Genomic DNA, 26,582 nt, shown 5'->3' on the forward strand with positions numbered 1-26,582 from the left:
CAATACACCTATTTAGAGTAAATGATTATCTACTCTAAATGGGTGGTTTTTTATGATGTTAAAAAATATATATTTGATAAAAAACATTGCAATTTTGCCTAAACAGTGTTATACTGAATTAGTAATATATAAAGATTTTGTTAAGATAAATAGATTTCTCCTTTTAGAGAATTATATGAGTCAGTAGGAATCTTTAAATAATAAGGAGGAATTTAATATGGAAGATAAGACAATCGTATGTAAAGACTGTGGTCAAGAATTCATTTTTACAGTAGGAGAACAAGAATTCTACAAAGAAAAAGGATTTTCTAACGATCCAGTAAGATGCGCAGCTTGTAGAAGAGCTAAAAAAGAACAAAACAATAGAAGATAATTTGTGATTTTTAAGAGTTATAAGATTTTCTTATAACTCTTTTTTGTATATTTTAATATAATCTCCAGAGTATTCAGCACCATTTTCAAAATGCTTCCAACCTGTTTTCTCATAATAGTTATCAATATCTGTATATAAAAAGAGTTTAGAAAATCCAGCATTTTTACAGTAAGTTAGTACAAAGTCTTGTAATTTTTGACCAATACCTTTATTTCTATAATTTTCTTTTACATACAATGCTGATAACCATGGATATAAATCTTGTCTACTCACTAAATCAGCTCTCCACAAACTAATAGTGCCAACTAATTCATTATCTGAAAGAGCAATAAATGTTAAAGGTAAACTGTTTTTTTTAAAACTATGATTTATAATGCTTTCAAAAAAATCACGATTTGTTTCATTTCCAAATTCATTCCATAACCAATCAATTATGGTTTCTGTATTTTCTTTATAATCAGCTAAGTAGGCAATTTTAAGCACATTGAAGTCCTCCTATTTTACATTAAATTGAAAATTATACTTATAATTAAAATATAGTTTAATTATAACATAAAAAGGCATGAAATGGCAAAAATAGATAGGGTAAAATGTTACCATATAATTATAATGATACAAGTGTAATTATAGATAGTTATTGACGTTAAACATAAAGTGATTTAATCTATATATAGATATTTATCTATGCTAGGAGGAGTTATGGAAACAAAATATGAATTAAATTCAAAAATATTTAAAGCATTAAGTGATCCAAATAGAATAAAAATATTAGATTTACTTTCTTGTGGAGAAAAATGTGCTTGTAATATATTAGAGAATTTTGAATTTACTCAACCGACATTATCACATCATATGAAGGTATTGATAGAGTGTGGATTAGTGGATTGTAGAAAAGAAGGAATATGGAATCACTACAAATTAAATAGTGTAAATTGTAATAAATTGGTTTTGTTTTTAATGAATATAGTTACCGAGACAGAAGACTGTATTTGTAATAATATATTAAAATGTAAAGATAATAATAGTTAATATTTGTAGATGTATAAATTATAAGACTATATAATAGATCTTAAGTTACTTCAAGGTTTATTATACAGTCTCCATGTTTTTTTTAGTTATGTTTGTAATTTTAATTCAACAGCTTTGGACAGTTCAATAAAGGTTTCTCCTAATGTGCAGTCATATACAAATATATCTACACCCATAGTTTTAGCTTTTCTAAGTGCATTGGCAAACTTAGGGTCAGTATCATCATTTGGTGAAAAACTTTTTACATTATCTAATTGAATTAAGAAAAGAACACCAGCTCCCATATTATTATTTTTAACTTCTATTAGTTCTAATAAATGCTTAGTTCCTCTTTCAGTTGGGGCATCTGGAAATCTACAAAATCCATCTTCCTCTAAGGTGACGCCTTTTACTTCTAAGTAATACTCATTATTTAAAGAATCTTCTAATTTAAAATCAAATCTACTATTTCCAAAGGTTTTTTCTCTAGAGATTTTTGTATATTTCTCTAGTCCTTTAATTCTTTTATTAATAAGAGCTTCTTCAACAACTTTATTTGGTATTTGTGAATCAATATTTATTAATTTGTCACCTTTATATGCACCAATTAAGCTAAATTTAGTTTTTCTATTTGGACCATTTTCTTCTCTTATTAGTGCTTTGCAACCAGGTATTAATATTTCTTTGCATCTACCTGTATTAGGTACATGCACTAATTCTTCTTTTCCATCTATAATAACATATCCTTGAAATCTATTTGGACGTCTTACAAATTCAACTATTTGCGTATTTTTTTTAAATATCATATGCTCCTCCAATATTTTAAATATAATATTTTAATTGTTTAAATCTATTTAGTCTTTTATTATTTTTCGAAACTAAATAGTGAATATGCTGTATCATTGCGAACATAATCTAACGTTCCAATTGTAAAATCATAAGTAGTTATATATCCATAATCATTAGCTCCAAATAGAATCGCTTCATGACTAAAATTTTCGTTAGGATTATCAATAACTTTTTCTATTGGCACTAATTTATCTTTGAAAGAATTTTTCATATCCTTATATTTTGTTTTTTGTAAGGTATTTGTATATACAGAATAAGAATACATATCAGCACTGTTAATATTATGTAATTGAATAGTACGTCCATCATTGCTAACTGTTACTTCACAATATTCATCGCCTTGGGTCATAGAACAGTCAATTTCTTGTAAATCAATACTATTAATAATTTGTAATTCATTTAAATCATAAATAAAAAGTCCAAAATAATCATGAAATATTATTATATCATCAGATGCATAATCAAGTGTTACCATATCTACACCAACGCTTTGTTCTAAAGCCCATTTAGCAGGTGAAGGTTCAAGGGTACTTTTCTTTGAATTATTACAACCATTTAATAAGATTAAACAATTTAACATTAATAATAAAAAGAATGATTTTTTAATAGATTTATAAGTAGTCATATAAATATCCCCCATATGTATAATATAATTTGTTGAGTTTTAACAAAAATATAAGTAAAATTTTCAATACTAAAATCTAAATAATTTGATAATAATATCATTTTGAAGATTATAGCATAAATATATATTAATTACTATTAAGATAAAATGCATATGTGTAAGATAAAAGTGTATTATGTATTTATAAGGGAATAAAATATATTTTGTTTTTATATTAAGAGTAAATCATACTAAAAATTAATGAATAGAATTGTTGTTCTCTAGTTATGATATAATGTATATATATAACAAGAGTAAATAAAGAAATGTTTTAGAAAAAGGGTAATAGGGTATTGCAACATTAAATTAATAAAAGGGGAGATTTTTATGAGGGAAAAAATGAAAACAATAGCAATAGTCACAAGTTCAGTTTTAATTGTAGGTATATTATACATATACAATAATACTCATATGACAACTCCAACTTCAATTGAAAAAGAACCTAATATAGAAACTAGTGAAACTACTAATGATAACGCAAATAAAGAAGAGATAACTATTAGTGAAGAAAGTATAGAAAATAAAGAAAAAAGTGATAGTGGCAAAATCGTAAATGATAAAAATAAGGAGAATATTGAAAAAGATTCTAAAGGTAATTTAATATTTAAAAGTAATTTAGGATTTTCAATGACTTTTCCAGATACTTGGAAAGACAAATATAGGATTATAGAAGAAAGCAATTCAGTAGCTGTTTATTTTAAATCATCTGATTCTAGCATTGACCCAAAATCAGGACTATTTTTTCTTATAATTAAGCAAGATGATTCATTAGATCCAAGTATGTTTGATACGATTGATGTTGAAAACTATGTTACTGTAAATGATGATACTTATTTTATAGGTGGTCCAACAGATATATCATTGAATGAAAATGCATCTGATTTTAATACATTTATTTCTATGAATAAAGACCGTAAAGATATAATAGAAAGTATAGTGAGCTTAAAGTAAAATAAGATTTAATATGTATAGCCTACAAATAATATAATTAGAGTTAAATGTTTATGTATAAAAATAGGTATCTAAAAATAATTTTTAGATACCTATTTTTTAGTTATTTAATTAAATCTTTATTCCAGATAAAAAGTTGATCTGAATTATTTAAACAACCAAAAAGGTTCTTTTTAAAACCTGGCATTTTATTATTAAGTTCATCAATCAATTCTTTTATATCCTGTCTTTTGGTTTTACCATCAGCAGGGCATGGATTCTTTATAACTGGAAAATTAAATTTTTTAACAACACTTTTAATGCTGTGCTCCTCTATATAAACCATTGGTCTTATTAATGTTATAGTATTTTTATGCATAAGTGTTTTTGGTGAAAAACAGTTAATTCTTCCTTCATAGCACATTGATAGCATAAGAGTTTCCAAAGCATCATCTTTATGATGACCAAGCGCAACTTTATTGCAACCTAATTTTTCTGCATTATTATGCAAAGCACCACGTCTAAGATTTGCACATAAAGAACAAGGATTTTTTTCTTTCCTTAAGTCAAACACAATCTTTTTTATATCTGTTTGTATTTCATAAAAAGGAACTTTTAAATTTTCACATAATGTGTATAGGGGAGAATTGTCTACACCACCTGGATTTAAGGTAATTGCTATAAGCTCAAATTTTTGGGGTGAAAAATTCTTGTATGTATTTAAAAGATATAGTAGAGTTAAGCTATCTTTTCCGCCAGAGAGTCCAACAGCTATTTTATCTCCATCTTGAATCATATCAAAATCATTTATTGCTTGTCGCATTTTACTAAGAAGTTTTTGCATTTAATATATTCCTCCTAAAAAGTCTGTACAAATAATTATATTATAGAAAAAACATAATTTCAAAGATATTAAATATTTATTTTTGATTTTAAATTTTACTGCAATTACTGTATTTTCACAAATAAAAACCCTTATAGTAGCTAAAAATCATATAAGAATTTTTATATCTACTATAAAGGTTACACTTTATTAAGGATAAATTATTTTTAGATATTTAAGGATTAAATTTTTTTTCAAATTCATCAACTGGTATAGGCTTTGAAAAAAAGTATCCTTGAACCATATCACATCCAATCTGAGTTAAAAAATCTACTTGAGCTTGAGTTTCTACTCCCTCAGATAAAACTGAAATATTAAGATCTTTAGCCATTTTTACAATATTAGATACGATTATTTTTTCATTAGCACTTACATTGTTGTTAGGAAAAAAGCTTTTATCTAATTTTAAAACATCTATAGGAAGTTCCTTTAAAAGATTTAAAGAAGAATATCCAGCCCCAAAATCATCCATTGAAAAAGTAAATCCAAGGTTTTTTAATTCAGTTATTTTACTTAATACTTCTTTTATATTATCAAGAAAAATATTTTCAGTAAGTTCAAGCTCTATTAAATTTATTGGAATACTATATTGTTTAATTAGAGTGATTAATCTAGAGATAAAAGTATCATTATTTATATGAACTCTTGATACATTCATAGAAATCGGTAGCAGTCTCTTTTTATTATCCATCCAATTACGAAGAACTTTAAAAACTTCTTCATAAACATAAAAATCTAACTCAACAATAAATCCATTTTTCTCAAACAAGGGAATGAATTTTCCGGGATAAAAAATCACATTATCAGGGGTAATCCATCGTACAAGAGCTTCAGCGCCAACTAATTTTTTTGTAGAAAGTTGAATTTTGGGTTGTAAATATATTACGAATTCTCTGTTATCTAAGGCATCAATCATACGATTTTCTATCTTTTTTTCTTCAGTAGCTTTTATATGAAGTTTAGAATCATAAAATGCAAATTGGCTTTTATGTGAACCTTTAATAGTTTTTCGAGCTATATTCGCTTTGTCAATCATTGAAACTAAGCTATCATTTACATTAGTTATTAAATAAATCCCACTAATTATAGAGATTTTTATATGATTAAATTCTTCTTTTTGAAACTTTAATATTTCATTATTAAAATTTATAAGTCTATTTTTAAATTTTTCAATATCAGTGTATTTTATAAGAGTTAAAAAATTATCAGAAGAAGCTCTACATACTAATTCATCTTTGTCAAGAAGTGTAGATAAAAGATAAGAAAATTTAACTAAAACTTTATTTCCAATAGCATAACCAGCAGTCTCATTTATATATTTAAATTTATCAAAATCTGAACATATAAGTGCATATTTATTATTTGACTTATTTAATAGTTCATTAGCCATTACTTCGAATTTTGGTAATGTCATTAAGCCTGTTAAAGAGTCTTTAGAGATAATTCTATCTAAAAAATTTGTTATATCAGAAAAATACATTAGTCTTGCTTGAATATTTTTAGGTAAGGTTATTTTACAAGCTGTCATACTTATCCAAGTTTCGAGTACTGGATTAAAAAATTCAACTGTATTAGTATTATTATCATAATTTAATTTAGATAATGGACAATGCATACAAGGAATATCGCTATTAAAAAAAGCTTTATAACATACTTCACCGCATTTTGCATTTGGAAAGATGTTTTTTAAATTAGGACTCATATATAATAGCTCATAGCTATCATCTTTTAAAACATAGGTATATAGATTTTGATTTTTGGCAATGGATTGGAAAAAATGTTTTTCTTCTTCAAGACGTTGAGTAGTGAGTATCTTCAACAAATAAGAAGCTATTATTTTTGTTATTGTAGTAAACAACTTGATTTCATTTGCAGTCCAAAAATGATTTTCATAGGAATTATAGAAGTTAACACATCCTTTATACTGTTCATTATCTTTTATAAGACATTGTAAAAATGATTTTACATTAAGCTTATCATAAAGCTTTTTATTTTTTTCTGGCAGAATTAAATTTGAATAATCGTTACAAATAAATACATCATCATTATTAAAGATAGAAAAATAATATAGCCAATCATTAAACAATAAATTTTTCAGCTCATTTTTATAACAAGGTATTTCATAATTACACCATTCATGCGTAATATTAAAATTAGTATCCTCTGAGGAATATTTTAGTATGCTTATTCTACTTAAATTAAAGTACTCCCCAATTTTAGATAAAATCAAAACTATAGCATCATCGATATCTTTAGTTTCAGAGAGTATATCAAATGAGTATGAAATTAATTTATTTTTAAAAGTGTTATTATATCTGTTGTACAAATTGTTTTTTGAATGAAAATTGAAGATATCACTTTCTTTAAAAACATCTATTTTATTTTTATCATAGAATTCAAAGCAATCCTTACCATATCTTTTAGCTAAATAAAGAGCATGATCAGATTTTTCAAAAAGGTCATAATAAGCAATCCCATCATTTGGATAAATAGATATTCCAATACTGCAAGAAATACTATGACTTTTATCTATATATATATTTTTTATAGAATTACAAACTGTATAAGCCTTAGTGGTAATCATTTCTGTATTAATAATGTTTTTAAAAAATACAATAAATTCATCGCCTCCAACACGTCCAACAATGTCATCTTTGTCAAAACAAGATTTTAAAGTATCGGAAACTTTTAATAAGATATTATCACCGAACATATGACCTAAATTATCATTTATAGATTTAAAATTATCAATATCAATAATCATAAGAGCATGTGAGGTTAAAGTATTACTTTTTAAGAAGTCTTCAATTAATACTTTACTTGCGGTTTTATTATATAACTTAGTTAGAGGATCTAATTGAATTTTTAATTTTAATGTTTCAATCTCTAATTTTTGATGAGTATTTTTATTTTCTGTTATATCATTAAGAATACATATAAATTGATAATTGCAATTTTTATTAGATATACACCGACCCATTAGAAGTAGCCAACTAAAATTAGTATCATTTTTATTAATTCTAAATTCAATTTTAATATCGTCTCCAACATTATGTTTAGTCACAAAAATGTTCTTAAACAAATCTATATCTTCTTTATAAATGATTGAAAGAACATCATTTTTACAATCTTTATTAAAAATATCTTTCTTTAATCCAAGAATCTTAAAAAATTCAAGATTTGCGTAAGAGATTTTAAAAGAATTATTAAAAACAATAGTAGCTAATCCACATAAATCAGAATTATAAAATAATTTAATTAAAAATTTATTGAGAATTGGTTGTAGTAAAGAAGTTATTTTATCTTTAAGTTTACTCATAATATATCCTCGCTTTTATAAAATATAAAATAGTATTAAGAAATTATAAGTTTAAGTTGTTATTTTATCACTATTTTTTATAAATATTAAAGAATACAAGGTAGGGAAGTGATAAAATAATTTTTTCTAATCTTAAAATAAAGTTAAGTATTAATAATAAGGATAACTTAACTAAAGATTAGAATGATTTGAAAACAAGTTTCTTAATTTATTATATTTACATACTAATGCTAAGGTGCAATTTTCTAAATAAAAAAAGTGGCTAATTGCCACCTCTTTTTTATCCCCATAATTTTTTTTCAAACATTTTGATAGGCATAGGTTTATCAAAAAGATATCCTTGAGCCATATCACAACCAATCTCAGTTAAAAAATCTGCCTGTTCCTTTGTTTCAATACCTTCCGAAATTACTATTATATTTAAATCTTGAGCCATTTTAACTATATTAGAGATTATTACTTTTTCCTTTGAATTTATAGCTGAATTAGGAAAAAATTCTTTATCTAATTTTAAAACATCAATAGGTAAATCTTTTAAAAGATTTAATGATGAATATCCAGAACCAAAATCATCAATAGAACAAGTAAATCCAAGAGCTTTTAACTTAATAATTGCATTAAGTAAAACTTGAATATTATCAAAAAATATACTTTCAGTTAACTCAAGTTCTATTAGGTTAGTCGGAACATTATATTTTTCTGTCAATTTTTTTAATCTAGGAATAAAGTCACTATCATTTATATGAGACCTAGACACATTTAAAGAAATAGGTATAACTTTTTTACCTTCTTGTATCCATGAATTCATTTTTTTAAATACCTCTTCATAAACATAAAAATCTAATTCAATTATAAAACCATTCTTTTCAAATAAAGGAATGAATTCATTTGGTGGTATAAGTTTTTTACTTGGGCTCATCCATCTTACCAAAGCTTCAGCTCCAACTATTGTTTGAGTTGGAAGGTCAATTTTAGGTTGCAAATATACTAAAAATTCGTTATTTTCCAGTGAAGAAAACATTAAATTTTCAATTTCTTTCTCTTTGGTAATTTTTAAATGCAATTCATGGTCATACAAAGCATATTTACTTTTATGAGATCCTTTAATTGTTTTTCGCGCAATATTAGCACGATCTATCATTAAAGATAAGTCTGTATCTTCTGAGTTTATTAAATATACACCACATATAACTGGAATTTTTAAATTATTAAAATGTATTTTTTGAACTTCTATGAAATTTTCATTAAAATTCTTAAATCTATTTTTTAAAGATTCTAGATTATCATATTTTAATAATATAATAAAATTATCTGCAGAAGCTCTGCAAATTAATTCTCCAGCAAACAAGAATGAAGAAACAAAGTGTGCAAAATGGACTAAAACTTTATTTCCAATAGCGTATCCAGAAGTTTCATTTATATATTTAAATTTATTAATATCACAATAAATAAGAGCAAACTTAGTATAAGATACATTTGTTAGTAAGTTTTTTGCAAGCACCTCAAATTTAGCTAAAGTGAGAGCACCTGTTAAAGTATCTTTTGAAGTTATTCTATCAATAAAATTAGTTACATTAGAAAAACAAATTAAGTTTGCTTTATTGTCTAATGATAAATTTATTTCAGAAGCAGTAGTACTAATCCAACCTTTTAAACAACTATTATAAAATTCTATTGTGTTGCTACGAATATCCTTTTTATAGAGGTCAGTAAGAGGGCAGTATTTACAAGGAATATCACTATTGCCAATAACTTTATAACATACATCTCCAACTCGAGCATTAGGATATAGATCTTGGGTATTAGGACTAAGATATATAAGCTTATATGAATTTGGTTTTAACATGTAAGTATATAAACTCTGATTTTTAGCAACAGCTTGAGTTAAAAGTTTTTCACTTTCTAAAAGTTCCTTAGTACGCATATTCAAAAGATAAGAACCTATTATTTTAGTTATTGAAGTAAAAGATTCAATTTCAAAGTCTGTCCATACATGGTTTTCATAGCAGATATCAAAGCAAACACATCCTTTAAATTTACCATTATCAAGAATTGGACTTTGAAAAATAGATTTACTTTTAAGTGATGCATATAGCTTACTTAATTTATTAGGTAAATTATATGTATAAATATTTGAACAATTCAAATTACCGTTTTTATAAAAATTAATCAAATAAGTTTTCAAATTATTAAATTCCAAGTTCTGCATGATATACTTTGAAGGCAATATATTATTATCACACCATTCATAAGTGGTTCCAAGCAATGTATCATTATCAGAAGTTTCTAAGATACTTATACGACTTAATTTAAATGAAGTACCTATTTTAGCTAAGATTAAATTTATTGCACTATTAACATCTTTTGTTTCAGACATTATATCAAAAACATAATTACAAAAGTTATTTTCGAATCCATGAATAAATCGTCTATAACTTTCATTTTCAGTATAATAATTAAGTAAATGATCTTCGTTTTTATTAGAAGAATTTAATTTAGAATTAAATAGTTCAAACTTATTTTTTCCATTATTTTTTGAACTATAAAGGGCTTTATCAGCTTTTTTAAATAGTTCATCATACGTAGTTCCATGAGTAGGGTATATAGATATACCTATACTACATGAGATTTTAAAATCGTTATTTTCTCCAGTATAAATGTCTTTAAAAACCTTACAAAGATCATTTGCTTTTTGAGCTATTAATTCATAGGAACCAATATTTTTTATAAAAATTATAAATTCATCTCCACCAATACGTCCTACAATGTCGGATTCTTTAAAAACCTTTTTTATACTAGATGAAACTTCAGAAAGAACAGAATCACCAAACATATGACCTAAGTTATCATTTACCGCTTTAAAATTATCAATATCAATAATCATAAGTGCATGATATTTTTCTTTAGCAACTGTAGTAATATATTTTTCAATTAGAGACTTAGTAACCACTTTATTGTAAACTTTAGTAAGTGGATCAAGTTGTGCTTTTAATTTTAAAGCTTCATTTTCTCTTTTTTCTTTATCTATATTTACTATATTTCCAATTGCCTTAATTGGTTTTTTATCATCAAACAATATAGTTGCTTGCACTTTAAACCATGTGTATAAATTATTAATACCATTAATTCTAAGATCTGTTGTAATAAAATCTTTTCCAGATGAAAGGGATTTCATTAGATTTAAGAATTTAGGTATATCTTCTTTATAAATTAGATTACTGTTTATTGTTTCATAAACAAAATTAGGTATATTGTAGTCTTTTCCAGTAATATTAGTATATTTAATTGAATAAACCATTTTACAAGTTAGAATATCATAATCAAATAATATATTGTTTGATTGTTCAGCAATTATTTTATAACGTTTTTTTTCTAATTCTAAATCATGTTGTATTTGCTTAGATTCGGTAATATCAACAAGTATACAAAGAAATTCAGGCAAACTTTTATCCGTAATAAATTTATGACCACTTAGTAAAATCCAAATTGTTTCTCCGTTTTTTTTCTGTAATTTTATTTCTACTTTTATACCATTATTAATAGATGTATTATGTAACAAGGGGTCTGTTAATTTAACTAAATCTTCTTCATTAATAATTTTAATAACTTGATTATTCATTAAATCTTTAAATTCTTCACGCGTATATCCTATTAACTTATAAAATCCATCATTTGCATAATTAATTGAAAGAAATTCATCACAAGAAATAGTGGCCACTCCACCATCAATACTATTTGTTATGTGTTCAATTTTTATAGTTTTATCTTCTATAATTTTTTGTAAAAGATCATAACTATATTTCCCCATACTTTCAGGGAAAAATTCATTATGTTTTTGTGTAGTATCTGCAACAGAGTTATGAATATGGCATATTTTAAATTTATCATTAACTAATTTACACAATAAGGTTAATCTGGTGGGAACTTTAATTAATGTTTTATTTTCTAAACTATTTTTGTAAGTTACTTCTCCAAATACTAAAACAACCTTATTAGAAATAACAATAGTGTGATACTGTTCTTCTTCAATTTGAAATTTAAGATTACTAGTTTTCTTTTCAAGCTCAAAAAGTCTTAAAGCATCATCTATGTTAGTACAGATATCTTTAGCACCAGTACCAATCCAAGATATACTACTTTCGTCCATATTTTTCAGGATAATTTCAAAGTTTCGTTCTATAAAGTAAGTGTGTACTATTTTTTTAGCGAATATTTCTGCTTGTTGAACAAGTTTGTCCATAATATAGGCCTCTCTTTCACACAAATAAATCTATATAGTAAATAATAATGCTTTTTTTAATATAAAAAATTAAAATTAAATTAGTCTATAACAACTTATAGTATAGCATATTATAAGTTTTAGGAAAATATTATAATAAAAACACTTTTATGTTAATTTATGACCTTATAAGATGCTTATATGAGATGCTTATTTAAGAAATATTATACATTAATGTATATATGAGTTGAATTTAGAAAAGTATTGGGTAAATCAAATAAAAAATAAGATGAAACTATTGATGAATATTGTAAAAATAATTAAAATATTATGGAAAGCAACTCAATGTTTGCTATTATATATGATATAATTATTTCTAACATATTAAATTATTAAAATAGTAATATTGTTTTAATACAAATGACAAAAGACATTAATAATTGACTTAAGGGGAGAAAAAATAGGTGAAAAAAAGATATCTAACTAAGATAATACTGACTTCTTTAACAATTACCATGTTATTAAGTTTAAATTCAGTAACTGCATATGCTGCATGGCAAAAAGATTCACAAAATAAGTGGAGCTGGCTTGAAAATGATACTAAAGCAACTGGATGGAAAAATATTGATAATTCTTGGTATCATTTTGATGCCAATGGTATTATGAATACGGGATGGTTAAAAGATAATGATGGAAAATGGTATTACTTATTAACTAGTGGAACATTGCAAGTAGGATGGTTTAAGGATAATGATAATAAGTGGTATCACCTATCTAGAAGTGGGGCTATGGATATAGGATGGCTTAAGGATGAAAATAATAAATGGTATTATCTTTCAAATAGTGGTGTTATGCTTACAGGATGGTTAAAAGATAAAAATGAGAAATGGTATTACTTATCAAATGATGGATCAATGGATACGGGTTGGTTAGAATATAATAGTAATATTTATTATCTTAATTCTAGTGGTGAGATGGTAACTGGAAAATTAACAATTGATGGAGAGAGATATATTTTTTCTGAAAGTGGTCAATTAATAAGTAAAGAAATATCTAATTCAATTGAAAGTGATGGGACAAGTACTGATGAAATTAGAAAAGGATATGTTATAACAGAAAGTTCACCATTAAATGTAAGAGAAGAACCATTAGCTTCATCAAATATATTAGGAACTGTACCTAAAAAAAGTAAAGTAAAGGTTATAGGAAATGAAGTAAATGGTTTCTATAAAATTTCATATGATAATTTGACCGGATGGTCAAGTAGTGAATGGATAAAACTTATAAGCGATGAAGATGATATAATAGATGATGATTTAAATGAAGAATTAAACGTAGAGCTTGGCGAAGAAAGAACAGGACCACCGTCTCTAGATAATAAATATTATTATTCAAATAATAATATATTTTATAAAGTAAAACTTTCACCACCATTTTTAAAAGATGATGGAAGTCCTATAGTAGGAAACTGCACATGGTATGCATGGGGACGTATATGGGAACTTACTGGACAAGCACCAATTGATGCAAAATTCCTAGGAAATGGATATGAATGGTGGCAATCTAATCTTGATACGGGTAAATATAAAACGGGAAATAAACCTAGAGTAGGAGCTTTAGCAGTATGGAAACCATCTTTAGCAGGTTCAGGTGGATTTGGTCATGTTGCAGTAATTGAAAAAATAGAAAATAATAAAGTATATATATCAGAATCATCTTGGCATGGATCACTGTTTAAATATAGAGAACTATATAATACACAAGATTTATACGGATATATATATTTAGATGAACCAAATTATTAATAAGAACATAATAAAATGCTCTAACTATATTTTTAAATTTAGTTAGAGCATTTTATTATATTATTTTTAGGCTATGTTTTAAAATCTTTTTTTGTTAGCTAAGTAGTTTTTATGAATTGCATTAAAGAAAAAATTGGTGATTTTTTCATTAGTTTTATCATCATCATTTACTTTATTTGAGATATTGTTATAATAAGTCTTAGGTTTTTTAAAATTTTCTTTATTTCTTAATGGTATTACTTTTGCTTCACTTCTAATCAATTTATTACCGTCTTTTATAGTAGTTGATTTTATGTTATTTTTATATTTAATATACATTAATTCCATGCCTACTTAACCTCTCAATATCATAATTTTTACTTATGATTTAATATATGCGCTTATTTTTAAAATATACATAATAATTCAATGTTATGTTAATTTTTTGATATTATAGTATAATAAGTATATTAAGGTAATTAAGGGGATCAATGAGAAATGGAATTTGGAGCCAAAGTTGTTAATGGGAAAATAATAATAGTAGATGAGGTTGATAAAGAACTAAATTCTATAGTTAATCAGCCTATAACTATAAAAGTATGTAACAATATAGAATTATATATCAACAAAAAACGTTGTAAGGTAAATAATGTTTATGAAGTCACATCAAATGATGAAATAGAATGTAAACGTGTAAGTACAGAGGAAGTAAGAGAAGCTGTAGTTAATATATCAAAAAATAAAATGAAGGCTTTTATGACAGTAAATTATGCACCTAAAATAGAATATGGTCTTAAAGATAAACAATGTTTTTTAAACTTAGCTTTAACTACTGAAGTAATAAGTGAAAAATATCCAGAGCCTTTTAGTATAATGGAGTTAAAGAATATATTAAAAGAAAAGGGAGTTATATATGGTATAAATGAAGAAACTTTAAAAATTGTATCAGAAAATAAAGGAAAAGAAATTATTGTTGCTCAAGGGGAAGAGCCTATAACAGATATACCATCTGAAATAAAACCTTTATTTATACAAACTAAAATGTTTTTTCCAGATATTGATTCACAAGAGAAAGTGGATTATAAAAATTTATTTAGAATTTCAAATGTGAAAGCTGGAGATAAAATAGCTGAAATAATTCCAGAAGTTCTTGGAAAAGATGGTATAAATATATTTGGGAAAATTGTAAAAAAGGACTATATAAGGAATGAACCAATAAAAACATCTAAAGGGTGTAAGATAGAAAATAATGATGTTATAGCATTAATAGATGGGAAAGCACACATATTAAATAGAAGCATTGGAGTTAATCCAGTGTATTCTGTAGAAAGTGTAAATATGGAAACGTGCAATATTGCTTTTTATGGTGATATTGAAGTTTATAATAGCGTTGATGATCACATGAGTGTTAATGCTGGTGGTGCCTTAGATGTAAGCCATAATGTAAATACATCTAATGTAGTTACAGGAGGGGAGATTACGATTTTAGGAAGTGCAATTAGCTCTAAGATTTTATGTGGTCAAATTGATATGCAAAAAAAAGATTATTCTCAGTTATTAAACTTATATAAGAAAAACATTTCATCAATAATTAGTATTATGAAACAAGCAAATTTAGAAAATATGAAAATGGATTTTAGAACAACACTAAACTTAGTAATAGATACTAAGTTTAAAGACTTTAAAAAGATATCTTTAGATATAGTATCAACTAATATAAAAAATAAAATAAGATATAACAAACTAGTAGATCTAATTAGAGATAAGGTTCTTATGAATGGTATGCTTGATTTACATTCTATGAGACAATTAAATAATTTTAATAATATATTAGATAATGAATTAGAATACTATAATAAAAATATTATAGTGCCTTTAGATGTAAAATTGAATTATTGTCAAGATTGCTATATAAAATCCACAGGAAATATTATAATAAATGGTAATGGAGAATATACTTCTTATTTAAATGCTATGAAAGATATAATATTTGCTAAACCTAATTCAGTTGCTAGGGGTGGATTGTTAGACGCACAAGGCAATATAAGTGCAGGAATTGTAGGAAGTAATGCTTGTGTAGCTACAGCTTTAAAAGTTCCTAAGTCTGGACGAATAAGTGCTACAATTGCTTATCCAAATACAAAGTTTTGCTTTGGAAATTCTACATTAATATTAGAAGAAAAACTTGAAAATATCAATGTGTATTATGATGAACATTTTAGGAGTATTGAAATTTCTAAATCAGCATATAGTAAAATTGAAAAATATAGTTAACTTAAGATTATATATTAATCTTATTTAGAGGAAAATATTGAAGAAAAGTAATATTTAGATGATAATAATTATATAAAGCAAAATGAAAATACAATAATTACTCCGCCCACTTTGCTTATGCATATATCATCAACACTCTGCTAAAACATAACCATATTAAAAGTATTTAAGTATAAGATGAAAACATTAAAAAACAATAAGTATAACATTTGTTAAAAAGATAACTAGTTATAACTATATTATTAAGAAAGAAGGTAATTAAATGAAAGCTTATGAACGTTTATTAAACTATGCTAAGGTGTATACTACATCAGATGAAAATTCATTAACACATCCAACAACCAAGAGACAATTTGATTTAGCTAATTTACTTGTAGAAGAAATGAAGGCACTTGGTATTGAGAATGTTAGATGTGATGAAAATTGTTATGTTTACGGATTTATTCCAGCAACTAAAGGTTATGAAGACAAAAAGAGTATAGGACTTATAGCTCATATAGATACAGCACCAGCTGCATGTGGAGAAAATGTAAAACCACAAATAATTGAAAATTATGATGGAGGAGATATTATATTAAAAGGAAATAATAGCGTATTATCTCCAAAAAGATTTCCACATCTAAAAACTTTAAAAGGAAGAACTGTCATTACAACTGATGGAACAACACTTCTTGGAGCAGATGATAAAGCTGGTATTGCTGAAATACTTACTGCATGTGAAATTATAATGAATGACAATATACCTCATGGAAAGATCTGTGTAGGTTTTACACCTGATGAAGAAGTGGGTCAAGGTGCCGATCTTTTTGATGTTAAGAATTTTGGAGCGGATTTTGCTTACACAATTGATGGTGGAATAGAAGGCGAAATAGCGTATGAAAATTTTAATGCAGTAGGTGCAAAAATAGAAATAAGTGGAGTATCTGTTCATCCAGGAAGTGCTAAAAACACTATGATAAATGCTTTAAATGTAGCAATAGAATTTAATTCTATGTTACCGGCTTGTGAAAGACCTGAATACACAGAAGGGTATGAAGGATTTTATTATTTAGAAAAATTAAGTGGAAACACAGATAATGCTAGTATGGAATATATATTACGTGATCATGATGCAGAAAAAATTCAAGTTAAAAAGTCTATGATGAAATTAGTTGAAAAACTTCTTAATGAAAAGTATGGAGAAGGAACAGTTAAAGTAACATTAAAGGAGCAGTATAGAAATATGGTTGAACTAGTAAAACCTTGTTTCCATTTAATAGATAATGCAATAGAAGCTATGAAAGACTTAAATGTTACTCCAATTGTTGAACCAATTAGAGGTGGAACAGACGGTGCAAGATTAAGTTATATGGGACTTCCATGCCCCAACTTAGGAACTGGTGGATTTGCATATCATGGTGAATTTGAACATATAACAGTTGAAGGCATGGATATTTGTACAAATATAATAATAGAAATATTAAAAAGATACGCCGAGGAATAATTAAATTTTATTCTCTGGTTATGTTTAAATGAATGTTGATATATTTGTAAGCAAAGGTAGATTGAGTAATTAGAAGAACAAGGTGGCGTAGCTACTTTGTTCTTAATAGGATACTTTATAATAAAAGATAGGCATGGAGGAAATTGGGGATGGCAAAGATTGTTGAAGTTAAGGGCATAAAAATAGGTCATGGTATACCTAAGATATGTGTTCCTATTATAGGCATAACAAGTAAAGAAATATTAGATGAAGCAGAAAAGTTAAAAGATTTAAATTTAGATATAGTTGAATGGCGTGTTGATTTTTATGAATATGTTGATAATATAGAAAAAGTAAAAGATACTCTTTTAAAATTGACGAAAGCTTTAAATGGTATACCAATTCTTTTTACGTTTAGAAGTAAAAAAGAAGGAGGAGAAAAAGAAATTGCTATTGAATATTACATAAAATTAATTCATGAAATAGTAAAAACTAAATTAGTAGATCTAGTTGATGTTGAATTATTTACAGGTGATGATTTTGTAAAAGAAATAGTAGAAGTTGCACATAATAATGAAGTTAAGGTTGTTATGTCAAATCATGATTTTTTAAAAACTCCATGTAAAGAAGAGATTGTATCTAGATTAGTTAAGATGATAGAATTAAATGCTGATTTACCTAAAATAGCAGTTATGCCTCAGGATAGAAATGATGTTTTAACTCTACTTTGTGCTACAAATGAAATTAAGCAAAAATATCCTGATAATGCAATAATAACTATGTCTATGAATGGCATTGGAGTTATAAGCAGATTAGCTGGAGAAATTTTTGGATCTTGTTTAACTTTTGGTGCTTCAAAAAAAGCATCAGCTCCTGGTCAAATAGGAGTTCAAGAATTACATTCTGTACTTCAATTATTGCATAAAAGTATATAATTTAAAGGGAGCTGTTACTAGAACTGCTCCCTTTTGATATATAGAAAATTGTAGAATTTTAATATATATTTCTTATAAGGTCTATAGATTTCCAGAGTATTAACTTTCAATTTTTATTTGTAAATGCTAACTAAAGCTTAGTGGAATTACTTAATTTATTGTTTAAATTTTTTCTAATGATTTATAGAATTATGGTATAAATAGTTTTCACCAAATAAACTTAAAGAAATTTTGAATTCTGGCATTCCACAGCAGTAAGGTGCAATTTCATATTGTTGATAATATATTATAAGATTATCTCCATCAATATAAAAATTTACATCATCATTGATTCCTTCAAAATTTATTGCAGATTCAAAATAATTTTCGGGATTAGTAGCAATTTGTTTTGATATTGAATCATTTATTATTTTTTTATAATCATATCCATTAGTAAACAAATTATTTAAAGACACTAAATCCTTTGTATTTTTATCAATTGTATATGAACTTCTTAATGTATTTCCATGAGCTCCTCCAGAATATCTATAGATATCCATATATAAGCTTATTAAAGAATCAGATTGGTTAGTTAGTTTATAATCTATATTTACTTCATATGGAAAAGCTACAAATTCTTTTCCAAACATATCAAAATCCTCTTTACTGTAAGCTCTCATTTCACTTAAAAGTAAATCAATATCATTATTAATTTTTTTGTTTAAAATGTTGATTTTTTCATTATTATCTTCAGCTTTAAAGTTAAATAATTTAATATTTTCTTTTAAGTATGCTGAGTCATTAGTTATAGTATTTTCTACTACTTGTATTTTTGAAGTATCATTAATAATAGTAGCAGCATTTGCCTTTTGTCCATAACCTAAAAATATACTGGTAGTCATTATTAGTGCCAAGCTAGCTAATATTATTTTACGTATATAATTTCTTTTCATAGTATCGTCTCCTTACTGTTTTTTATTTCTTTAATACTATATTAATTCAAAATTTACCAAACTTTGTTACAAATGACTTACAAAAGAATTTCAAATAGTTTGCTTTTATAATGATAAAGTTAATAAATCAAATGATATTTTGTATATGTATAAGTAAAGATGAATGGAGTAATAGTATTAACGAAAGAAAACATTTAATTGTGATATAATAAAAATAAGTTATGCTTTAAGTAAATTTTAGTACAAATCTAAATTAGAAATATGGGTTTCAAGTTAATAGTTTAATTAAAAAATTTTAAAAACACAGGGTGGATAAATTCTTGAGTATATTTTGGAGGTTTTTTAATGAAGAAAAATGCAGCGCAAAGAGAATTTAAGAAGTATAAAAGTCAAATAAATCAAATAGAGGAGATAGTAGAGCATTCAAAACCAGGAGCACTTATAGAACATGAAAGTTCAATAAGAAAAAAGTTAAGACATCTTAAGGAATTTGAGAATCAAGGGTTAAAGGGTTTCAATGAAGTATATGAAAAATATGAGGAGCTCTTAGAATATGTTTCTAAGAGAATGCTTGATTATTATAATAATAAAAATAATACAGATTTTGATTTTCATCAAGTTGTACGTGGAAATTATAACAACTTTTTAAATCAAGGTTTAATGACAGTATTAACTAAAATGCATATACCAAAATTAATAGCAAAAGAATTTGAAGAAAAATTTCCAACTAATCCAAAAGATGAATATATTCATACTAGATATATGAAAAGAAAATTTTATATTCATTTAGGTGATACTAATACTGGTAAAACTTATAATGCAATAGAACGCCTTAAAACTGCAAAGAATGGAGTTTATTTATCTCCACTTAGAATTCTTGCGTTAGAAAACTTTGAAAAGCTTAACAAAGAGGGCATAGTTTGTGACTTATTAACTGGAGAAGAAGAAATAATAAAGGTTGGAGCTACTCATGCTTCATGTACAATAGAAAAGGTTAATTTAAAAGAACATTATGATATAGCTGTAATTGATGAAATTCAAATGATTAGTGACACTCATAGGGGAATGGCATGGAGCAAATCTGTGCTTGGATTGCAATGTGATGAAATACATATATGTGGAGCAGCTAATGCGAAATATATATTAGAGAAAATGATAAATGATTGTAATGATGAATATGAAATAAAAGAGTATAAAAGATCTATTCCACTTGAAGTTGAGTATAAGAACTTTAACTATAATGACGTTAAAGATGGAGATGCTATTGTAGTTTTTTCTAAAAAGAGAGTATTAGAGATAGCAGAAGATTATTCAAGAGAAGGAATAAAAGCCAGTGTGATATATGGTGATTTACCACCAGAGGTTAGAAGAATGCAATATGAACAATTTGTAAATAAAGAGACAAGGGTTCTTGTAACTACTGATGCTATAGGAATGGGAGTTAATTTACCTATAAGAAGAATAATTTTTTTAAGTATAAGAAAATTTGATGGAGAAGAAGTAAGAGAATTAACTTCACAAGAAGTAAAACAAGTTGGTGGGCGAGCTGGAAGAATTGGTATTTATGATGTAGGATATATTGCAGGAGTAGGCGGTACAGCGGATTTTATTAAATCTAAATTAGAAGTTGAGGATAATATTATAAGAAAAGCTGTAATTGGTCCATCAGATGCAATACTTCAAATACAAAGCTTACCCTTAAATGAAAAGTTAGCTCTTTGGAGTACTAGAGAAGAAAAATTAGATTATTATACTAAAATGGATATTAGTGAGTATATTTTAATTTTGGATAAAATAAAGAAATATAAATTAAAAGAAGAGGATGAATGGGATTTATTAAAAGTACCTTTTGATGTATCAAGAGATGAATTAATGGAGACGTTCTTAAATTATGTAGATGAATTATTTATTAATAAACAAGATGAATTATTCATTCCAGAATGCTACACAGGAAATTTAGATGACTTAGAAATATATTATCAAAAGATAAACATGTATTATTCATTTTCTAAAATATTTAATTTAAAGTTTGATGCTAAATGGGTTTATGATGAAAGAATGAAAATAAGTGAAGCTATAAATGAAATATTAGTAAAAATGTAAAATGAAGTTGTTTAAATACACTGTTAAAACCATAGCCTAAATTTAAAAGAAGATAATTCAAATAACGAATTATCTTCTTTTTAAAATAATTAATTAATTTTATTCTATAAAATAAGTAAGATACATATCTCTAGTGAAATATGTATTAATTGTTTTAACATAATATATTATTTTTTAGTGAAAAGATTAAAGGCAAGGATTTACAACAGCTAATAATGTCTTAGGATCAGTTGTTACCAATATGTCTTCTGGTACACTAATATCTTCAACAAATAGTTTATCCTCACAATTCATCTTAGCTACATTAACTTCAAGAAATTCAGGTATTTTTTCAACATTTCCTTGGAAGTCTATAAAAGGAGTAAATGTTTCTAATACTAATCTTTTGGTTTCTAAATTTTCTTGGCCAATATATTTGATTGGAATTCTCATTTTAATTTTTTCATTTGGTTTTACATATTGAAAACTTACATGCAAAATTTCTCTAGGGTTAAGTTTTTGTATCTCCTTAACTACACAATTTAACTTTTTATCATCTAAATTTAGAGTTATAATAGAACCACTATTATTATTTCTTATCATCCTATGAAGTTCAGCATTGCACATTTTTATAGAAATTGATTCTTCTAAGAATTCACCAAAAATTACTCCTGGAATTAGACCAGTTTTTCTAAGTTTATTTTTATTTTCTTTTGTATTTCTTTCGTATACCTTAAATGCTATATTTGGCATAATAATAACCTCTTTTCTAATTTTTATAGTTTAAATAGTAGTTTTTATTAAGCTCACAAAAGATACGTTAAGGTGCATAAATCCATACAAAAATGAATTTGAACGCATAAGTAACTACATCAAGAGCTTAACATTAAAGCTCCACATATGCATCATCCTCCTTTTGTTTAGTAGTTCAAGTATAATAAATATATACTTTAAAGTCAAATATAGGAAATGAAAAGAGGCAATATAAATAGGAATTATTCAATAAAAGGAGTTATAACAGCTAATAATGTTTTAGGATCAGTCATTACTAACACATCATCTGGTACATTGATATCCTCAACAAATAATTTATCTTCACAATTCATTTTTGATACGTTAACTTCAAGGAATTCAGGAATTTTTTCAACATCTCCTTGGAAATCTATAAAAGGAGTAAATGTTTCCAACAACAATCTTTTTGTTTCTAAATTTTCTTGTCCAACATATTTAATAGGTATTCTCATCTTAATTTTTTCATTTGGTTTTACAGATTGAAAGCTAACATGTAAAATTTTGCTAGGACTAAGTTTTTGAATTTCTTTAACTACACAATTAATTTTTTTATCATTTAAATTTAAAGTTATAATAGAACCACTATTGTTATTTGTTATCATCTTATTAAATTCACCAGTAGGCATTTTTACAGGAATTGATTCTTTTAAGAATTCACCAAAGATTACACCTGGAATTAATCCGGTTCTTCTAAGACCCTTTTTATTTTCTTTTACACTTCTTTCATATACCTTAAATGATAGATTTGACATAATAAATCCCTCTTTTCTAATTTTTATAATTTATACATATCTTTTATTAAGCTCACAAAAAATAAGTTAAGCTAAAATAAAAGATATACAAAATGAATTTGAATGCATATTAATTACTATAGAGTTTAGTTAAATTCTATATATAAATGAATCTCTTTATTATTTAATATTTCAAATGTTGGAAAAATATACATTTAAATTAAAAAGAGTGAGATTAGATAGGAAGAAATAAAATATTTCTAATGATGTATATTATGCAGATTAATAAATATATAGTATAATAGATATATAATATTTTACTAAAATTATGATAACATATTTATATAAATGCATTTTTAGTATATACTGTTAATAGGTAATATATTTAAAAATAAAAGATAAATTATAAATAAAGGGAGAGAAACTAATGACTGAATTAAATCATGAACTTGGAATAATAGCATTAGAAAGCTGTAAAGAGTTAGGTAAGGCCATAGATGACTTTATAAGAACTACTAGAAAAGAAGAAGAGTCATTCTTAATACCAATTAATGAAATAAGATTTTCTAATGGTGAAGGAAAGGTTAAGATTTCTGAAACAGTGAGGGGAAAAGATATTTACATATTATGTGACGTTGGAAATTATAGTTGTACATATAAAATGTTTGGTTTCAAAAATCATAAAGGTCCTGATGAACATTTCCAAGACATAAAAAGAACAGTTTCAGCTATTAGAGGAAAAGCTGCTAGAATTACTGTAATAATGCCACTTCTTTATGAATCAAGACAACACAGACGTAAAGGTAGAGAATCTTTAGATTGTGCTTTAGCACTTCAAGAACTTGAAAGATTAGGTGTAGATGAAATACTTACATTTGATGTTCATGACCCTAATATTCAAAATGCTATTCCATTATTATCTTTTGAAAATATTTATCCAACTTATGATATAGTAAAATCAATTATATTAAATGAAAAATCATTAGAGCTTGATAAAGAAAGATTACTAGTAATAAGTCCGGATACTGGAGCAATGGATAGAGCTATTTACTATTCAAGTGTTTTAGGGGTTGATGTTGGATTATTCTATAAGAGAAGAGACCATACAACTATAGTCAATGGAAAAAATCCTATAGTACAACATGAATATATGGGAAGAGATGTTACTGGAAAAGATGTTTTAATTGTTGATGATATGATAGCATCTGGTGAATCTGTTCTTGATATTGCAAAAGAATTAAAAAGCAGAGGCGCTAGAAATGTATATGTAGCTGCCACATTTGCATTCTTTACTGAAGGTCTTAATAAGTTCAATAAAGCTTATGAAGAAGGATTGATAAAGAGAATTTACTCTACTAATTTAACGTATATACCACAATCATTAAAAGATGCTGAGTGGTTTACAAGTGCTGATATGTCAGAATTTGTATCTAGAGTGATAAACAGATTAAACCATGGAAAATCAATTGCTAAATATATGGATGCAACAAGAATAATACATACTTTATTAAATGAATAATATTTAAGGTATTAAACGGAATTTTATTTAATTAAAAATAAGCTATATTATTGTTTTTTCAATAATATAGCTTATTTTAGTATAATAAAGTATATTACATTAATATTAAAGTAAGAATTTTTAATTATTATCTTAATACTTTTAGAAAAGTAATTGGGTAGTATAGCTTGGATATTAAATGAATAATAAGAAAAAATATAGTATTAAAGATAATTATAGATAAATAAAAGAAAATTTCATATTAATGCAACATTTTATGTTACTTAATTGTTTTATAAGTGAAGGGGGAAGCTACCTTATGGGTAATTCACTATATATAGATGAACATATCTCACGAGATTTAGACAAATATGGGGATATGATATTAAGACTTGGATATTCATATATGAAAAATATACATGATGCTGAAGATGTATTACAAGAAGTTTTACTTAAACTAATTCAAGGTACAAATGAATTTGAAAATGAAGATCATAAAAAAGCATGGCTTATATGTGTGAGTAGAAATATTTGTAAAAATAAATTGAAATCTTCTTGGTTTAAAAAAAGAGAAGAGTTTCAAGAGCTTCCATACTATGATACTTATTTAAATCATGATGTTTTTGAGGCTGTTATGAAGTTACCTGCTAAATATAGAGAGGTTATACATTTATTTTATTATGAAGATTATTCTACAATTCAAATTTCAAATTTAATTAATAAAAAGGAATCTACAGTACGGTCATTATTGCATAGAGCCAGAAACATACTAAAAGACAAATTAAAGGAGGAATATGATTTTGAGCAAGAATTATAAAAAGACTATGGATAAAATTACTGTAGATGATGAAATGAAAAAAAGAATATTAAATAATATAGATTCTATAAATCAAGAAAATACAAAAGGCAAATTCAAAAAGAGAAGTTATAGAAATTTAGGAACTTTAGCAGCAGCAGCGTGCTTTAGTATTATTGTATTTTCAGTTAATGTAAAAATGAGTTTAAATGATAAAATGAAAATGTCATTAAATGACAAAAAAGAAATATCATTTAATCAGATAAAAGATAACAGTAATGAAAGCTCAAATGTAAATGGCATAGACGCAGATACATATGAAGATAATGAAAAGAAATTAGAGTTAGAGGATGAAACTTCATTAGAAAAAACTAAAGATAATTATAATAAAAATTCAGTAAGCAATAACTCAATAAGTAATAATGTGTCAAATAATAATGCAACTAATAAAAGTTCAAATAACACCAAAGAAGAAATTCCTAAAGAAAAAAACATTGAACAAAAAATAGAAACTAATATAAAAGAAAATTCTTTAAATAATTCAGAACCAATAATACAAGCAGCATATGATAATAATTACACTGATAGTAATAAAATTAAATCAGTTCAGAATTATGAAAACTTAAATAGAAATTTTAAAAATTTAGATGAATTAAATTCAAACATAGATTTTTCTATCAAAACACCTCAAGAAGTTATAGAAAATAAAGATATAAAAAATATAAACCTTAAAGAAAATAATAATATATTAATAAGTTATGAAAATAGTAATGTGAAATTAGATCTTGAAGTGAAGAAAGAGCTTTCTAAAGAAGATAATACTTCTAATTTTAAATATGAAATAGAAAAGAGTTTAAATATAAATGATAAAATTGTTTCATTAAAAGGAAATGATGATGTTATTAACGCTGCAAAATGGAATGACAATGATTTGTCATATTCTATAAATTCAGATAAGGGAATAAGTGAAGAAAACACTATAAAAATTATTGAAAGTGTAAAATAAATATTTATTAAAATATAGACTAAATAAGTGTTGATATATGCATAA

At 25.3% G+C, this 26,582-nt stretch carries 21 protein-coding genes; 11 read left to right on the top strand and 10 right to left on the bottom strand.

Going from position 1 to position 26,582, the window contains the following annotated elements; genetic code table 11:
- Positions 1–217 precede the first annotated feature (217 nt).
- Positions 218–373, top strand: a complete 156-nt coding sequence (locus tag NG904_RS14200; protein WP_003374574.1) for a zinc-ribbon domain-containing protein — start codon at positions 218–220, stop codon at positions 371–373.
- Positions 374–403: 30 nt separating this feature from the next.
- On the opposite strand, the gene NG904_RS14205 is transcribed toward NG904_RS14200, so the two are convergent.
- On the bottom strand, positions 404–856 hold the full coding sequence (locus NG904_RS14205) for a GNAT family N-acetyltransferase (protein WP_252213516.1): 453 nt from the start codon (positions 854–856) through the stop codon (positions 404–406).
- A gap of 216 nt (positions 857–1,072) precedes the next feature.
- Between NG904_RS14205 and NG904_RS14210 the strand changes: the two genes are divergently transcribed.
- Positions 1,073–1,402: an ArsR/SmtB family transcription factor gene (locus tag NG904_RS14210; RefSeq protein WP_252213517.1), complete on the top strand. Its 330-nt coding sequence runs from the start codon at positions 1,073–1,075 to the stop codon at positions 1,400–1,402.
- Positions 1,403–1,488: 86 nt separating this feature from the next.
- On the opposite strand, the gene sfsA is transcribed toward NG904_RS14210, so the two are convergent.
- Both sfsA and NG904_RS14220 read right to left on the bottom strand, forming a co-directional pair.
- Positions 1,489–2,187: a DNA/RNA nuclease SfsA gene (gene sfsA, locus NG904_RS14215; protein ID WP_252213518.1), complete on the bottom strand. Its 699-nt coding sequence runs from the start codon at positions 2,185–2,187 to the stop codon at positions 1,489–1,491.
- Positions 2,188–2,246: 59 nt separating this feature from the next.
- Positions 2,247–2,855 carry a hypothetical protein gene (locus NG904_RS14220; RefSeq protein ID WP_252213519.1) on the bottom strand — a complete coding sequence of 203 codons (609 nt, stop codon included), beginning with the start codon at positions 2,853–2,855 and terminating at the stop codon, positions 2,247–2,249.
- A 366-nt stretch (positions 2,856–3,221) separates the two neighbouring features.
- Between NG904_RS14220 and NG904_RS14225 the strand changes: the two genes are divergently transcribed.
- A complete protein-coding gene (locus NG904_RS14225) occupies positions 3,222–3,845 on the top strand; it encodes a hypothetical protein (protein WP_252213520.1) in 624 nt (207 codons plus the stop codon).
- Positions 3,846–3,948: 103 nt separating this feature from the next.
- On the opposite strand, the gene NG904_RS14230 is transcribed toward NG904_RS14225, so the two are convergent.
- The 3 genes from NG904_RS14230 to NG904_RS14240 form a co-directional block, all read right to left on the bottom strand.
- Complete coding sequence (locus tag NG904_RS14230; RefSeq protein WP_252213521.1) at positions 3,949–4,668, bottom strand: tRNA 2-thiocytidine biosynthesis TtcA family protein; 720 nt, start codon at positions 4,666–4,668, stop codon at positions 3,949–3,951.
- Positions 4,669–4,882: 214 nt separating this feature from the next.
- Positions 4,883–8,026, bottom strand: a complete 3,144-nt coding sequence (locus tag NG904_RS14235; RefSeq protein WP_252232265.1) for a bifunctional diguanylate cyclase/phosphodiesterase — start codon at positions 8,024–8,026, stop codon at positions 4,883–4,885.
- 280 nt (positions 8,027–8,306) lie between these two features.
- Complete coding sequence (locus NG904_RS14240; RefSeq protein WP_252232267.1) at positions 8,307–12,266, bottom strand: bifunctional diguanylate cyclase/phosphodiesterase; 3,960 nt, start codon at positions 12,264–12,266, stop codon at positions 8,307–8,309.
- Positions 12,267–12,709: 443 nt separating this feature from the next.
- Here NG904_RS14240 and NG904_RS14245 point away from each other — a divergent pair, with 443 nt between their 5' ends.
- Positions 12,710–14,050 (top strand): CHAP domain-containing protein, encoded by a 1,341-nt coding sequence (locus tag NG904_RS14245; RefSeq protein ID WP_252232268.1) that lies wholly within the window; start codon positions 12,710–12,712, stop codon positions 14,048–14,050.
- Between the two features lie 78 nt (positions 14,051–14,128).
- Here the strand turns inward: NG904_RS14245 and NG904_RS14250 are convergent, their stop codons facing one another.
- Positions 14,129–14,377: a hypothetical protein gene (locus NG904_RS14250; protein ID WP_252232270.1), complete on the bottom strand. Its 249-nt coding sequence runs from the start codon at positions 14,375–14,377 to the stop codon at positions 14,129–14,131.
- A gap of 150 nt (positions 14,378–14,527) precedes the next feature.
- Between NG904_RS14250 and NG904_RS14255 the strand changes: the two genes are divergently transcribed.
- The 3 genes from NG904_RS14255 (at position 14,528) to aroD (ending at position 18,700) form a co-directional block, all read left to right on the top strand.
- The gene (locus NG904_RS14255) at positions 14,528–16,303 is read left to right on the top strand and encodes a FapA family protein (RefSeq protein WP_252232272.1); all 1,776 of its coding nucleotides are present in this window, start codon (positions 14,528–14,530) and stop codon (positions 16,301–16,303) included.
- A 262-nt stretch (positions 16,304–16,565) separates the two neighbouring features.
- Positions 16,566–17,786, top strand: a complete 1,221-nt coding sequence (pepT, locus tag NG904_RS14260) for a peptidase T (RefSeq protein ID WP_252213527.1) — start codon at positions 16,566–16,568, stop codon at positions 17,784–17,786.
- 149 nt (positions 17,787–17,935) lie between these two features.
- Positions 17,936–18,700, top strand: coding sequence for a type I 3-dehydroquinate dehydratase (gene aroD / locus NG904_RS14265; RefSeq protein WP_252232274.1), 765 nt, complete (start codon positions 17,936–17,938; stop codon positions 18,698–18,700).
- A 173-nt stretch (positions 18,701–18,873) separates the two neighbouring features.
- Here aroD and NG904_RS14270 read toward each other — a convergent pair whose 3' ends face one another.
- Positions 18,874–19,632, bottom strand: a complete 759-nt coding sequence (locus NG904_RS14270; RefSeq protein WP_252232276.1) for a DUF3298 and DUF4163 domain-containing protein — start codon at positions 19,630–19,632, stop codon at positions 18,874–18,876.
- Between the two features lie 345 nt (positions 19,633–19,977).
- On the opposite strand from NG904_RS14270, the gene NG904_RS14275 reads away from it, so the two are divergent.
- Positions 19,978–21,735: a helicase-related protein gene (locus NG904_RS14275; RefSeq protein ID WP_252225889.1), complete on the top strand. Its 1,758-nt coding sequence runs from the start codon at positions 19,978–19,980 to the stop codon at positions 21,733–21,735.
- Positions 21,736–21,921: 186 nt separating this feature from the next.
- Here the strand turns inward: NG904_RS14275 and NG904_RS14280 are convergent, their stop codons facing one another.
- Both NG904_RS14280 and NG904_RS14285 read right to left on the bottom strand, forming a co-directional pair.
- Positions 21,922–22,467: a 50S ribosomal protein L25 gene (locus NG904_RS14280; protein ID WP_252213530.1), complete on the bottom strand. Its 546-nt coding sequence runs from the start codon at positions 22,465–22,467 to the stop codon at positions 21,922–21,924.
- Between the two features lie 242 nt (positions 22,468–22,709).
- Positions 22,710–23,258: a 50S ribosomal protein L25 gene (locus NG904_RS14285; RefSeq protein WP_252213531.1), complete on the bottom strand. Its 549-nt coding sequence runs from the start codon at positions 23,256–23,258 to the stop codon at positions 22,710–22,712.
- 406 nt (positions 23,259–23,664) lie between these two features.
- On the opposite strand from NG904_RS14285, the gene NG904_RS14290 reads away from it, so the two are divergent.
- The 3 genes from NG904_RS14290 to NG904_RS14300 all read left to right on the top strand — a co-directional run bounded on the left by NG904_RS14290 (position 23,665) and on the right by NG904_RS14300 (position 26,537).
- Complete coding sequence (locus tag NG904_RS14290) at positions 23,665–24,756, top strand: ribose-phosphate pyrophosphokinase (protein WP_252213532.1); 1,092 nt, start codon at positions 23,665–23,667, stop codon at positions 24,754–24,756.
- A 298-nt stretch (positions 24,757–25,054) separates the two neighbouring features.
- A complete protein-coding gene (locus tag NG904_RS14295) occupies positions 25,055–25,552 on the top strand; it encodes an RNA polymerase sigma factor (RefSeq protein ID WP_252213533.1) in 498 nt (165 codons plus the stop codon).
- Entirely contained in the window at positions 25,530–26,537 is a 1,008-nt protein-coding gene (locus NG904_RS14300) for a hypothetical protein (RefSeq protein ID WP_252232278.1), read from the top strand. Before NG904_RS14295 ends, NG904_RS14300 begins: the two co-directional genes overlap by 23 nt.
- The last annotated feature ends 45 nt before the right edge of the window (positions 26,538–26,582 follow it).

The organism is Clostridium sp. ZBS15, assembly GCF_023845705.1.
GTDB lineage: Bacteria > Bacillota > Clostridia > Clostridiales > Clostridiaceae > Clostridium > Clostridium aquiflavi.